This window comes from Ochrobactrum sp. Q0168, assembly GCF_016427605.1.
Classification (GTDB): Bacteria; Pseudomonadota; Alphaproteobacteria; order Rhizobiales; family Rhizobiaceae; genus Brucella.
On sequence record NZ_JAELXQ010000001.1, the window covers coordinates 148,406 to 161,859 of the forward strand.

Consider the following 13,454-nt stretch of genomic DNA (forward strand, 5'->3'; position numbering starts at 1 on the left):
CCTTTTTGTTTGTTCATTTGTCCGGCTTTTCGCCATACCAGCGCGGCGTGTAGACCCATTCGCCGCCCGTTGCGCGCGCAAACCTCTGCGTATGGGACGAGCCGACGATTACCACCGTGCGCATATCCACATCATCGGGCGTCAGCTGCCCAAGCGTTGTGACGCGGCTGGTTTCCGCCGGTCTGCCGATATCGCGGCCCAGCACAACCGGTGTTTGCGGCGCGCGATGCTGGCGCAGAATTTCCAGTGCGCGGCCCAGCTGATGCGGGCGGGCCTTGGAAATCGGATTGTAAAAGGCCATGGCGAGATCGGCTTCTGCCGCCAGCGTCAGACGCTTTTCGATCACATCCCATGGCTTCAGATTGTCGGACAGCGAGAGAATGCAGAAATCATGGCCAAGCGGCGCGCCGCTGCGGGATGCTGCTGCCATCGCAGCCGAAATGCCCGGCTGAATGACCAGCTCCACACCATGCCAGGCAGGGTTTTCGGTTTCATCCAATGCTTCGACCACGGCAGCCGCCATGGCGAAAACGCCGGGATCGCCGGACGATACCATCGCCACCGTTCGGCCTGATGCTGCCAGTTCGAAAGCATGGCGCGCGCGCTGCATTTCTTCGCGATTATCCGTCATGTGGACGGTTTGACCGGCATGAAACGGCCCGACCATGCGCACATAGGTCTCGTAGCCGAGAATATCTTCCGCCTGTTCGAGTTCGCGCTGCACGGCTGGCGTCATCAGATCGCGCGTTCCGGGGCCAAGCCCGACCACGACCAGCTTTCCGCGTTTGCGCCCAACCCGCAGCACGTCGGCTGGGGTGGGGGCAACGGCCAGCACAACGCCGTTGGATTCTGCCACGCGCAATGGTTGCTCGACCGAAAGATGGGCGAGAGCGAGGGCATTTTCGGCTGATGGTACAAAGCGCAGGCTCACGCCGAGCGCGCTCGCCGCTTCGTGGATTTGTGGCGCAGCGCAATGGCGTTCATGGGCAAGCAGCAGGGCCAGCGATGCCAGAGCAAGCCCCGCTTCGTCGAAGGCTTTCGTGATGGCCTCTGCAAGATTGTCGGTCGGCTGGTCGATGGCCACGGCAACGACTTGCGGATGATAGATGAGTTCATCCGGCAGCGGTGTACGTTTTTCCGGTGTGATGCTGATGGTGAGCCTGCCATCGTCGGAGAAAGGCAGCCTGGAGGATTGCAGCCAGCGGGAGTGTCCTTTGAGGCGCAGTTTCGCACCTGCCAGAAGATCGGACGTGAAGGCTTTTGCCGCATCCGGATTGGCGAGCGTCAGTTCCGCTGGCGGGTGCATGAGATTGATTCCGAAGCGCAATTCGCCGGAGGTGGTGATCGCCGGGGCCACGTCCAGTGCCGCGGCAATGGTTCGCGCCATGTCGTTGACGCCAGACAGCCCGCCGAGAAGCGGCACCACCGCGCTGCCGTCTTCGGCAATCGCCAGAACCGGCGGCTCGATACGCTTGTTCTGCAAAAGCGGCGCGAGGGCACGAATGACAATACCGGCGGCGCAGAGCGCGACAACCGGGCGGCCTTCTTCATAGAAGGTGCGTATGGTATCGCCGAAATGGGCAAATGTTCTGTCCGCACCCGTGACGCGATCCTGCAGTCCAAGCACTTCGGCCTGATCGAGCGCGGTGGCAATGCGGCGCGCCGTCGGGATCGCCGCTTCCGCCAGCACAACGATAGCCGGCTTCATGCGCCGTTCCATTTCTGGCCGGGAACGAGAATGATCGAGAAATAAGGGCAATCGCTGCCGCTAACATCTGATAGCGGCACAATGCGCTGATTGGCCATGGTGGCGCGCTCGACATAGAGTGCGCGGTCCATCAGTCCCAGATCGGACAGCACATCGCGAACCTTGTCGAGATTCTTGCCGAGCTTCATGATGGCCGCGGCACCCGTATCGGCAAGCCTACGCTTCAATTCGTCAGCTCCCATGACGCCGGAAAGGATCGACAGCGTTTGGTTGCGATAGACCAGCGGCGCGCCAAGCACAGCCGAAGCACCGAGCACCGAACAGACACCCGGGACAACCGTGGTTTCGTAAGTTTCGGCCAACCGGTCATGGATATACATGAACGAGCCGTAGAAAAACGGGTCGCCTTCCGCGATCACCGCCACATCCTGCCCCTGGTCGAGATAAGCGGCGATTGTTCCGGTAATCTCACCGTAAAAATCGCTGACGATCTGCTCATAATCCATATGCGCGGGCAGTTTTTCCGTGGTCACCGGATAGATGAGCGGCACCAGAACCTGTTCCGGCGAGAGATAATCTTCGACAATGGTGAGTGCGTTGCCTTTCTTGCCCTTGGCGGCGTGATAGGCCACCACGGGCGCGGCCTTGAGCAGCCGAAGCGCCTTCAATGTGATGAGTTCAGGATCGCCGGGGCCGACACCCAGACCGAAAAGCTTGCCTTTTGCCGTCATTATTCGCGCTCCGAAGCCAGAGCATTGACCGCGGCTGCCGTCATGGCGCTGCCGCCACGGCGTCCGCGCACGATGACATAGGGCACGCCGCGACTATTGGCGGCGAGTTCGTCCTTCGATTCCGCCGCGCCGACAAAGCCAACCGGCATACCGATGATAAGCGCTGGCTTTGGTGCGCCAGCATCCAGCATTTCGAAAAGGCGGAAGAGGACAGTTGGCGCATTGCCGATGGCGACAATGCTGCCTTCAAGATGCGGCAACCACAAATCGAGTGCGGCGGCAGACCGGGTATTGCCGATTTTCTTCGCCAATTCAGGCACGGAAGGGTCGTTCAGCGTGCAGATGACCGGATTGGCGGCAGGCAGACGCGAGCGGGTGATTCCTTCGGCAACCATGCGTGCATCACAAAGGATCGGTGCGCCCTGTGCAAGCGCCTGCTTGCCCGCCAGACCGGCGCCTTCCGAAAAAGCAAGGTCGTTCACCACATCCACCATGCCGGAAGCGTGGATGACGCGCACAGCGAGTTTTTCGAGATCGGCGGGGATGCGGCTCAGATCCGCCTCGGCGCGGATGATGGCGAAGGAGCGGTCATAGATGGCCTGCCCGTCGCGAATGTAATCTGTCATGGTTTCCGCTCTGGTGAATTGAGAAGGCGCGCGGCAGCGTCGATGGTCACATCCCTCGCCAATAGCCGCCCGAAACGGGATGGTCCAGCCTTGTCTGTAAAAAAGACATCGTAGCGCCCCGGCGCGCGAGCGAGAAGCGTGTGCGGAAGCGGGGCAAGGGCGGCGCAGGACTTGGTGCAGCCAGTAAGATGGATTGCGTTGGTGCTGTCGCCATCAAGGAGCAAGGCCAGTTCTTTCGCATCGGTCTGTGTATCGGACAGGGCCGAGGCGCAACCCTTTGCCCCCGTGCAGCTGCGCAGTCGTGATTGCGGTGCCTGCGCATCGGTCGCAAGCCCGAGGGTATGCAATTGCTGGATGGCGTCGTCGCGGTTTGCGGCATCGATATTTGGCAGGATCACGCCCTGCCAAGGCGTCAGCCGGATTTCCCCGCCGCTGACCTTTTGCGCAAGGGCACCAAGCGCCTTTAACTGTACCGGATCGAGCCGCCCAAGAAGCGGCATCGCGCCGGTGTAAAACCATCCGTCGGCCTGAATGTGCACTCCGAGTTGGGCGGACTGCCGCGGGTGTCGTCGCTGCCAACCTGCAGCGGGCTCGATTGAAAAGGGAAGGCTGGCAATCAGCTCCGTCAAAAACGCTTCGACCGCAATGGTTTCGAAGAGTTGCTTCATGCGCGCGGCCCCTTTGGCATGGGCGAGAAATAATCGCAGCGCCGCTTCCAAAAAGGGCAGGGCATTATCGGCCTCTATGCGTCCCAACGCGGCTCCATCGGGTGAAGAAGCGAAGCCGAAAGCAAAGTGATGGCCGTCATCGCTGGCCGAAAGCCAAATATCGCCCGGATGCGAAACGATCGCGCAGGCTTCGCAGCCGTCGATCTGGAATGAGAATTTTGGCGAAAGCGCGTGATAGTCGGCGTTGTTTTCAAGCGCTGCCAGCAATTGCCGCGCCAGCGGTGTGACATCGCAAGCCTGATCGCGGTCGATACCGGCTGTCGGGCTGACCATCACGTTGCGAATGTCATCCGCCGCAGGATTATCGGCACCAAACCCGGCTTGATAAAGCGCGGTGACCGCGTGCTCCCAATTTTCAGGCGCGATGGCGCGTAGCTGAAAATTAGAGCGAATTGAAAGCTCCGCAGCATTCGGGCTAAATTCTTCGGCAATCTCCGCGAGCGCGAAAGCCTGATCGGCGGTGAGCCGACCCAGCGGCAGTTTTATGCGCGCAATCGCGCCGTCGCGCGCCATAACCATGCGCGACAGGCCGGGACACGCGTTTCGCCTGTCTGAGTTTTCGGTGTCTGTCGCTATGGTCTTTTGGTTCAACATAATCGCCTTATACGCCCACCATGTCGGGCAAGAAAGTGGGAACCGCTTTGGGCCTTGCACTTGCCATCGGTGCACCCTACGAACGAGGAAAACGGAGCGAACAATATGGCTTGCTGGCTGACGGTCATCGGTATCGGCGAAGACGGTTTGAACGGACTTGGCGAGACTGCACGGCAGGCTCTTGCTTCGGCTGATGTGATCTTCGGCGGCAAGCGGCATTTGGGACTGGTTGGCGAAACGTCCGGTGCCCGGCAGATTGCATGGCCTTCGCCTTTTGACGACGCTTTTCCGATGATTGCCGCCGAACGCGGCAAGTCGGTGGTGATTCTGGCCAGCGGCGATCCGATGCATTACGGCATGGGTGCTTCGCTGATCCGGCACTTTCCACCCGAAGAAATGCTGATCCTGCCTTATCCATCTTCGTTTTCGCTCGCTGCGGCGCGGATGGGCTGGTCGTTGCAGGATGTGCGCTGCCTCAGCGTGCATGGGCGTCCGCTGGAAGTGCTGGCAAAGCATATTCTGCCAGGCGTCAAACTGCTGATCCTCAGCAATGACGGCTCCACGCCGGAAAAAGTGGCACAGATGCTAAACGCTCGTGGCTTTGGACCAAGCCGCATCGATGTGCTGGAACATCTTGGCGGACCGAAAGAAAAACATAGTCGCGGTATTGCCGGGACATGGACAATTCCCGCCGGTGCCGATCTGAATGTCGTTGCCGTGGAATGTCTTGCGGAACCGGATGCGAAAATTCTTCCCAATATGATCGGCCTACCGGATGAGGCCTTCGAAAATGATGGCCAACTGACGAAGCGCGATATTCGCGCCGTGACACTGTCGCGGCTGGCGCCGCTGCCCGGCGAGTTGTTGTGGGATGTTGGCGCGGGATGCGGCTCTATCGGTATCGAATGGATGCGCACGCATCCCTCCTGTCGCACCATCGCCATTGAGGTGCATGAAGGGCGTCAGGACATGATCGCCCGCAATCGCGATGCTCTTGGCGTACCCGCTTTGCAGATCGTTCTCGGTGAAGCGCCCGGCGCGCTTGCGGGGCTGGAAAGGCCGGACGCGGTTTTCATTGGCGGCGGCGTTACGGATGAGGGTGTGTTGCAAGCCTGCTGGGGTGCATTGAAACCCGGCGGACGGTTGGTCGCCAACGCCGTGACCGTGCAAAGCGAGATGCAGCTTTTCGCCTGGCGGCAGCGCTTTGGCGGAGAACTCGTGCGGCTCTCCGTGGCGCAGGCCGGAGGGCTGGGTTCGTTCGACGTGTGGCGTCAGGCGCTGCCTGTCACGCTCTATTGTGCGACCAAAGATAAATGATGACTTGAATTGTCATCTTATATTCGGGTAAGGCTGATGCATCATTTCGTCCGACGGAGGATGGGGCATGTCCGAACTCAACGCCAACACCCGCTTTACGCTGACCAATGCCGGTCATATCGTCAATCAGCTGCTCGATCATTTCGTCGAACATGCCGATGTGCACCGGGACGCAACGCATGCGAAACTTGTTATGAGCTTCGGTGAGGCCGATGTTCAGTGGGATGGCGAGACAGTCAGCGTCGATGTAAAAAGCGATGACGAGACCGGCCTTGCCTATATGAAATACTCCATAGCCGAGCATGTGCTGGAGTTTCTGGACAAAGGCAGCCCAATGCCGAAAATCGTCTGGCAGGGGGATGTTGCTGCGGGTCTGCCGCTGCCTTATTTCCGCGAAATGCAGGTGGTGTCCGTGTCCAACGTCACGCCGCATATGCGTCGCGTGCGCCTGAGGGGCGAAAATCTCCAGCGGTTCTCGCATAGCGGACTGCATATCCGCCTGCTGTTCCCGCCAAAGGGACTGGCAAAGGCGCAATGGCCGGTGACGGGCGACGATGGACGTCCGGTATGGCCGGAAGGCGATGCCAAGCTTGCAACGCGGGTTTACACGATCCGCAATATCGATCCTGAAGCGGGTTGGGTCGATATCGACATGGTTGTGCACGGCGACGATTGCGATGCGCCAGGATCGGGTTGGGCACTGACGGCCAAGCCGGGCGACATCGTCGGCATGACCGGCCCCGGGGGCGGCGATGCAGGTGATGCCAAATGGTATCTGCTCGCGGGCGATGAAACCGCGCTGCCCGCCATAGGTCGGATTCTCGAACGGCTGCCAGAAGATGCAAAGGCCGTTGTGCGCATTGAAATTGGCGACAAGGCCGAGGAACAGAAGCTTGTTTCGCGCGCGAATGTCGATGTGCAATGGCTGAACCGCAATGGCGCCGAAGCCGGCACCACGACGCTTTTGCAAGATGCGGTGCGCGCGGTCGAGCTGCCGGAAGGCGAAGAAGATATTTATGTATGGGCGGGCTGCGAGTTCAACGCCTTCCGCAATATTCGCAGCTATATGCGCAAGGAGCGTAACGTTCCGAAGAATCGTCAGCTGATCGTCGCTTATTGGCGGCGCGGTCAGGATGGCGATAACGCTCGAAAAGCTTCGGAAGAATAAAAAAGGGGACCGAAAGGTCCCCTTTTTAGTTGCGTCTTGCGGGTCGCTTCAGCGCCGGAAACCTTCACTCGCGCGCATCAGGTTTTTCGTATAGTCGGCTTGAATATTGCCGGTGACGAGATCGCCAGACTGCAATTGTTCAACCACTTCACCATTGCGCATCACCGCAAGCCGGTCGCACATATGGGTGACGACACCAAGATCGTGGCTCACCATAATGAAGGTGAGGTTGCGGTCATGGCGAACCTGTTCCAGCAGGTTCAGCACTTCCGCCTGGACCGATGCGTCGAGCGCCGAAGTCGGTTCATCGAGCAGCAGAATGCTCGGCTCCACGATCAATGCGCGGGCAATGGCGATGCGCTGGCGCTGGCCGCCCGATAGCTGGTGCGGATAGCGGAAGCGAAAGCCCGAACCAAGCCCCACTTCGTCCAGTGCGCGCACGATGCGCTGTTCGGCATCGCTGACGCCATGGATAGCGAGGGGTTCCAGCAAAAGCCGGTCCACGGTCTGACGCGGGTGCAGGGAACCATAAGGGTCCTGAAACACCATCTGCACCTTGCGATAGAAGGCCTTGTCGCGTGGTGTCTTGAGGGGCTCGCCGTCGATACGGATTTCTCCATCGTCGATCGGCGCAAGTCCTGCGACTGCACGCAGAAGCGTGGACTTGCCCGAACCGGATTCACCCACGAGGCCATAGGATTCGCCTTGCGCCACATGGACGCTGACCGACTTCAACGCATGGAAATGGTCGAAATAGACGTCAATATTGTCGACGCTCAGTGCTGGTGCCGTGCTCATAGCTTCCAGGCCTCCTCACGCTGCAAGGTGGGCAGAGGATGGCGGTCGGCTCCGATTTTCGGCATGCAGTTCAGCAATCCTTGCGTATAGGGATGTTTCGCATTGGCAAGATCCTTGGCCGCGATCTCTTCCACGATACGGCCCGCATACATCACGATGACGCGGTCGCAGAAGGACGAAACAAGGCGCAGATCGTGGCTGACGAAAATCAGCCCCATGCCGCGTTCGGCCACCAGCTTGTCGAGAATACCCAGCACTTCGAGCTGCACCGTCACGTCGAGCGCCGAGGTTGGCTCGTCGGCAATCAGCAGTTCCGGCTCGGCCACCAGCATCATGGCGATCATCACGCGCTGGCCCATGCCGCCCGAAACCTCGTGCGGATAGAGCTTCATGACGCGTTCCGGATCGCGAATCTGCACCGCTTCCAGCATGGCTGTCGAGCGGGCGCGAATTTCCGCGCTGCTATATTTGCCATGGGCTTTCAGCGTTTCGGCGATCTGTTTGCCGATGGTCATCACAGGATTGAGCGAATATTTCGGATCCTGCAACACCATGGCGATGCGGCCGCCGCGTAAGGCGCGCCGTTCGCGGGCTGAAATATTGAGAAGATCAATCCCGTCGAAATTAAGCGTCTTAGCCGTGATCTGGGCGTGAAGCGGTGTCAGCCCCATGATGGCGCGACCGGTCTGGGATTTGCCCGAACCGGATTCGCCAACGATGCCAAGGCGTTCGCGGCCAAGCTCGAAGCTGACGCCGCGAACGGCCTCGATGGCTCCCGTGCGCGTCGGGAAGGTGACGCGCAGGTCTTCTACAGTCAGAAGCGGCTTCATTGGTTGTTACCCCGCGGATCGAGCGCATCGCGCAGGCCATCGCCCAACAGGTTGAAACCGAGGCTGACGATCAGGATCGCAATACCCGGCATGGCGGCAACCCACCATTGGTCGAGAATGAACCGGCGACCGGATGCGATCATCGCACCCCATTCCGGCAATGGGGGCTGTGCGCCGAGGCCAAGAAAGCCAAGGCCCGCTGCTGTCAGAATGATGCCCGCCATGTCCAGCGTCACGCGGACGATCAGCGACGAGGTGCAAAGCGGCATGATATGACGCACGACGATGCGGATCGGCGAAGCGCCCATCAGGCGGACTGCCGAGATGTAGTCGGAGTTGCGCACGGTCAGCGTTTCCGCACGTGCAATACGCGCATAAGGCGGCCATGAGGTAATCGCGATGGCGATGATGGCGTTTTCGATGCCCGGTCCGAGAGCGGCAACGAAGGCGAGCGCCAGGATGAGCTTCGGGAAGGCAAGGAAGATGTCGGTGATGCGCATAAAAACCGCATCGCCCCAACCGCCGGCATAACCGGCCACCGTGCCAACCAGTAGGCCAATCGGAGCTGCAATGATCGCAACCAGCAGCACCACATAAAGGGTGAGGCGCGAGCCATAGATAAGCCGCGAAAGAATATCGCGGCCCTGATCGTCGGTGCCGAGCAGATAGCCGGGGCTTCCCGGCGGCAGTAGGCGAGCATTGGCGAGATCGCCGATAACCGGCGAATGCGGCGCAAGCACATCGGCCAGCGCGGCAACGACGAGCAGGCCGATGATGATCAGGAGGCCGAGAACCGCCAGCTTGTTGGCCGTAAACCGCCGCCAGACCATATAGGCGCGACCGAGGCGGGCCTGCGTGCGTGACTGGGGCCGCTCGGTAAGCAGCCATTCACGCCATGAGAGGTTGGAAGTATCTGTCATTTGGCTCATCGTGCGCGCGTCCTTGGATCGAGAAGCCGATAGAGAAGATCGGACACGAGGTTGAGCGCGATAAAGACCGACCCGATGACGATAGTGCCACCGAGAACGGCATTCATATCAGCGTTTTGTAGTGAATTGGTGATGTAGAGGCCAAGACCCGGCCAGGAGAAGATGGTTTCGGTCAGAACCGAACCCTCCAGAAGTCCGGCATAGGAAAGCGCAATCACGGTCACAAGCGGCACGGCTGCGTTGCGCAGCGCGTGACCCCAGATGATGCGGGTTTCCGAAATGCCCTTGGCGCGCGCCGCGACGATATATTCCTGATCAAGCTCGTTGAGCATGAAGGAACGCGTCATGCGGCTGATATAGGCGAGCGAGAAATAGCCGAGCAGCGCCGATGGCAGGATAAGGTGGGAGACAATATCCTTGAGGGCAGGCCAGTCGCGCTGGAGGATCGCGTCGATCAGGTAGAAGCCGGTGATCGGCGTGAACGTATATTCGAATGTGATGTCGATGCGTCCGGGACCAGAGGTCCAGCCGAGACGGGCATAGAAGATCAGCAGCGCCAGCATGCCGAGCCAGAAGATCGGCACCGAATAGCCGACAAGCCCGATAACACGCACGATCTGGTCGATGATGCTGCCGCGCTTGACGGCTGCAAGTACGCCGAGCGGAATACCGAACAGAGCGCCGATAATCGTGCCGAGTGTCGCCAGTTCCATGGTGGCCGGGAATACGCGGCGGATATCGGTCATGACCGGATTGGTCGTGAGAACCGACGTGCCGAAATCGCCGTGCAGCACGCCCTTCACGTAAAGATAGAACTGCTGGTAATAGGGCAGGTTGAAGCCCATTTCTTCGCGCACGCGGGCGATGACATGCGCAGGCGCGCGATCACCGACGATGGCCAGCACAGGGTCAATCGGCACGACGCGACCGATGAAGAAGGTTACGGCCAAAAGGCCCAGATAGGTCGTGACGACGATGACCAGAAAACTGGCTAACGACGCGGCAAGGGCCGATGAACGTCGCGGCGCTCGCCTTACTCTTTTCTTGGTTTCGATATTACTCAATGTTTTGACCGCTTCCGACGATGAGTGCGGTTCAGAACGGTTGACGGTCTGAAGCCCAGTCATCTTTGCTTGCAAAAGCTCAGGAGCGGCTTTCCTTTTTGATTCAGAAAACCGCTCCATCTCCTTGTTTTAAAGCCGGTTTGGCACATGAAATTGCTCATGCGCCAAGGCGTGACCGACTATTCCTTGGTGATGTTTACCAGCGGATTGGAGTCGAAGGTCGGGCCAAGCTTGTAGCCCTTCACATTGCCGGCGATACCAGCCGTTTCGATCTGCTGGAACAGCATGACGAACGGGCTCTGATCGAGCGCTTCCTGCTGGAGCTTCTTGTAGATCTCTGCGCGCTTTTCATTGTCGCGTTCCAGAAGGGCTGCCTGCGTCTGCTTGGTCAGATCCGGAATATCCCAGGCGTTGCGCCATGCGAGCGTCTTGGTGGATGCATCGTCGGCATTGTTCGGATTGCTCGTGAAGGCTTCGGCGTTGGAATTCGGATCCCAATAGTCCATGCCCCACTGGCCGATATACATGTCGTGGTTACGAGCACGATATTTGGTCAGTGTCTGCTTGCCGTCGCCGGGGATGATATCGATCTTCACACCAGCTTGCGCAGCGCTCTGCTGGAAGGATTCGGCAATACCGGTCACCGGCTGCGTATTGCGGACGTCGAAGGTTACGGAAAGGCCGTCCTTCAGACCAGCCTTGGCGAGAAGTTCCTTTGCCTTGGCAACGTCGAACTTGTAGGGCGCAGCATCGAGAGCGCCAAGAACGCCCTTGGCCTGATAGGTCTGGCGGATTTCGCCAATGCCCTTGATGAGCGACGAACCGATGGCATCGTAGTCAACCAGATATTTGAACGCTTCGCGAACTTCGGGCTTCGCCAGATTCGGGTTCTTCTGGTTGAGGCTGATGTAATAGACCGTGCCCTTGGCGGCGCTGGTCGTGGTCAGCTTGTCGTTTTTCTGAACGGCTTCGTAGTCACCCGGTTCAAGATTGCGCGCCACATCGACGTCACCGGATTCCAGCATCAGGCGCTGAGTCGCGCTTTCCTTGACGTGACGATAGAAGACGCGCTTGAGCTTGGCCTTTTCGCCATAATAATTGTCGTTGCGTTCCAGAATGACGACTTCATTGGCGCGCCATTCGCGGATCGAGAAAGGTCCAGAACCTGCCGATTTGGTCTTCAGCCATGCATTGGCGTAGTCGGTGTCATATTTGTAATCGTCGGTCGGCGTGACTTTTGCGGCATGTTCTTCGAGCAGCTTTTTGTCGACCACTGCCGCGACGGTCGCGGTCAGGCAGTTCAGCACGAAGCTTGGCGCATAAGGCTTGTCCACGGTGAAGACGAAGGTGTTGTCGTCTACGGCTTTCGCCTTTTCGTTGACGTTGTCTTTGGTCAGGCCAAACTGGGTCAGGATGAAAGCCGGGCTCTTGTCGAGGCGCACGGCGCGCTCGAAAGAATATGCCACGTCGGCAGAAGTGATCGGGTTGCCCGAAGCGAACTTGATGTCCTTCTTCAGTTTGAACGTATAGGTAAGACCGTCGTCGGAAACGGTCCAGCTTTCCGCCACGCCCGGCACGACTTTCGACGTGTCGTTGATGTCGAGGCGAACGAGCATGTCATAGGCGTTACCGATAAATTCAGCCGGGCTGAGCTCGAAGGATTCCGCCGGATCGAGCGTAATGGTGTCGTCGATCGCCCATGCCTGAACGAGCGTATCGGCCGGTGTGGCCGACAGGGCCGGGTTTGCTGCCATCACGGCGGCAAGCGCCGCACCTGCGGCGAGAATACGAAAACGTCCGAAATGCATCATGTTTGAGTTCCCTTTCTGTATTTTTGTTGGGATTTTGTTGGATTGTGTTTGTATCTCAGGCTTCGTGCCACGCCTGTTTCAGGACCCTGATCCAGTTGTCCCGGCAGAGCTTTGCCAGTTCCTCGTCATTATATCCGGCCTTTTGCAAAGCCGTGACAAGGTTCTGCGTTCCGGCGGCATCGGAAATTTCTGCCGGGATGGTCGCGCCGTCATAATCGGAACCGAGCGCCACGCAGTCGATTCCCATGCGCTCGACCATATATTCGATATGGCGCACCATATCGGACAGCGGCGTGTTGGCGTCTTCCTTGCCATCGGCGCGCAGCATCGTGGTGGCATAGTTCAGACCCGCCAAGCCCTTGCTTTCGCGAATGGCATCCAGCTGCTTGTCCGTCAGATTGCGGGCCACAGGCGTCAAAGCGTGGGCATTCGAATGACTGGCGATCAGCGGTTGGTCGCTGAGTTCGGCCACATCCCAGAAGCCTTGCTCGGTGATATGCGCGAGATCGATCAGAATGCCCTTGCGGTTGCACGCTTTGACAAGGCGCTTGCCCGCTTCCGTCAGACCGGGACCGGTATCCGGGTTCATCGGGTAAGAAAAGGGTACGCCGTGACCGAAAATATTGTTGCGGCTCCATACGGGGCCAAGCGAACGCAGGCCGAGCGCATAGAAGACATCGAGCGCGGCAAGATCAGCGTCGATAGCCTCGCAGCCTTCCATATGCAGAACGGCGGCAAAGGTATCACTGTTCAGCGTTGCATCGAGTTCGCGGCCATTGCGGCACAATTTCCACGCGCCAGCCTCTTCAAGGCGGAGCGCGATGGATGCGATTTCAACTGCAATGTCGAGGGAAGGGGCGCGCTTGAGCGGCGGCGAAAGCGGCGTGTCGTAATGGCCGTTCGCATCCGGCTTGCCAAGTTCGATATGGTGGCCGGAGGGCACATAAATGGCGCAGATACCGCCGGCAAGTCCGCCCTTGCGGGAGCGCGGCGCATCGATATGGCCGGTTTGCGTTCCGTCGATGAATTCCCGGATGGGATCGTCGCCGTTTCTGGAATTCTCCCAGAGCCTCAGAAGGACATCGTTATGCCCATCGAAAACACGCTGCATGCTATCTTCCTGGCTGAGTGACAAAGCGTTGCTTCAGCA

The 13,454-nt window shown here is 59.2% G+C and carries 12 protein-coding genes; 2 read left to right on the top strand and 10 right to left on the bottom strand.

Annotated elements, in window-relative coordinates; all coding sequences use genetic code 11:
* Positions 1 to 13: 13 nt before the first annotated feature.
* Genes cobJ through cobG form a run of 4 tightly spaced genes read right to left on the bottom strand, consistent with a single transcriptional unit; the run spans position 14 to position 4,387 of the window.
* Entirely contained in the window at positions 14 to 1,708 is a 1,695-nt protein-coding gene (cobJ, locus tag JAU75_RS00660) for a precorrin-3B C(17)-methyltransferase (protein WP_199053792.1), read from the bottom strand.
* Entirely contained in the window at positions 1,705 to 2,439 is a 735-nt protein-coding gene (locus tag JAU75_RS00665) for a precorrin-2 C(20)-methyltransferase (protein WP_199053794.1), read from the bottom strand. Before JAU75_RS00665 ends, cobJ begins: the two co-directional genes overlap by 4 nt.
* Positions 2,439 to 3,065 carry a precorrin-8X methylmutase gene (locus JAU75_RS00670; protein ID WP_199053796.1) on the bottom strand — a complete coding sequence of 209 codons (627 nt, stop codon included), beginning with the start codon at positions 3,063 to 3,065 and terminating at the stop codon, positions 2,439 to 2,441. The genes JAU75_RS00665 and JAU75_RS00670 overlap by 1 nt, the downstream gene beginning before the upstream one ends.
* Positions 3,062 to 4,387: a precorrin-3B synthase gene (gene cobG, locus JAU75_RS00675; protein WP_199053798.1), complete on the bottom strand. Its 1,326-nt coding sequence runs from the start codon at positions 4,385 to 4,387 to the stop codon at positions 3,062 to 3,064. Before cobG ends, JAU75_RS00670 begins: the two co-directional genes overlap by 4 nt.
* Before the next feature lie 105 nt (positions 4,388 to 4,492).
* Here cobG and cbiE point away from each other — a divergent pair, with 105 nt between their 5' ends.
* Both cbiE and JAU75_RS00685 read left to right on the top strand, forming a co-directional pair.
* Positions 4,493 to 5,704 (top strand): precorrin-6y C5,15-methyltransferase (decarboxylating) subunit CbiE, encoded by a 1,212-nt coding sequence (gene cbiE / locus JAU75_RS00680; protein WP_199053800.1) that lies wholly within the window; start codon positions 4,493 to 4,495, stop codon positions 5,702 to 5,704.
* Between the two features lie 67 nt (positions 5,705 to 5,771).
* On the top strand, positions 5,772 to 6,872 hold the full coding sequence (locus JAU75_RS00685) for a siderophore-interacting protein (RefSeq protein ID WP_199053802.1): 1,101 nt from the start codon (positions 5,772 to 5,774) through the stop codon (positions 6,870 to 6,872).
* 48 nt (positions 6,873 to 6,920) lie between these two features.
* Here the strand turns inward: JAU75_RS00685 and JAU75_RS00690 are convergent, their stop codons facing one another.
* The 6 genes from JAU75_RS00690 to JAU75_RS00715 form a co-directional block, all read right to left on the bottom strand.
* The gene (locus JAU75_RS00690) at positions 6,921 to 7,670 is read right to left on the bottom strand and encodes an ABC transporter ATP-binding protein (protein ID WP_199053804.1); all 750 of its coding nucleotides are present in this window, start codon (positions 7,668 to 7,670) and stop codon (positions 6,921 to 6,923) included.
* Positions 7,667 to 8,500: an ABC transporter ATP-binding protein gene (locus JAU75_RS00695; protein WP_199053806.1), complete on the bottom strand. Its 834-nt coding sequence runs from the start codon at positions 8,498 to 8,500 to the stop codon at positions 7,667 to 7,669. The genes JAU75_RS00690 and JAU75_RS00695 overlap by 4 nt, the downstream gene beginning before the upstream one ends.
* Positions 8,497 to 9,429, bottom strand: a complete 933-nt coding sequence (locus tag JAU75_RS00700; RefSeq protein WP_199053808.1) for an ABC transporter permease — start codon at positions 9,427 to 9,429, stop codon at positions 8,497 to 8,499. The genes JAU75_RS00695 and JAU75_RS00700 overlap by 4 nt, the downstream gene beginning before the upstream one ends.
* A complete protein-coding gene (locus JAU75_RS00705) occupies positions 9,426 to 10,493 on the bottom strand; it encodes an ABC transporter permease (RefSeq protein ID WP_199054884.1) in 1,068 nt (355 codons plus the stop codon). Before JAU75_RS00705 ends, JAU75_RS00700 begins: the two co-directional genes overlap by 4 nt.
* 179 nt (positions 10,494 to 10,672) lie before the next feature.
* On the bottom strand, positions 10,673 to 12,304 hold the full coding sequence (locus tag JAU75_RS00710) for an ABC transporter substrate-binding protein (RefSeq protein WP_199053810.1): 1,632 nt from the start codon (positions 12,302 to 12,304) through the stop codon (positions 10,673 to 10,675).
* A 55-nt stretch (positions 12,305 to 12,359) separates the two neighbouring features.
* Positions 12,360 to 13,415 (bottom strand): dipeptidase, encoded by a 1,056-nt coding sequence (locus tag JAU75_RS00715; RefSeq protein ID WP_199053813.1) that lies wholly within the window; start codon positions 13,413 to 13,415, stop codon positions 12,360 to 12,362.
* Between the last annotated feature and the right edge of the window lie 39 nt (positions 13,416 to 13,454).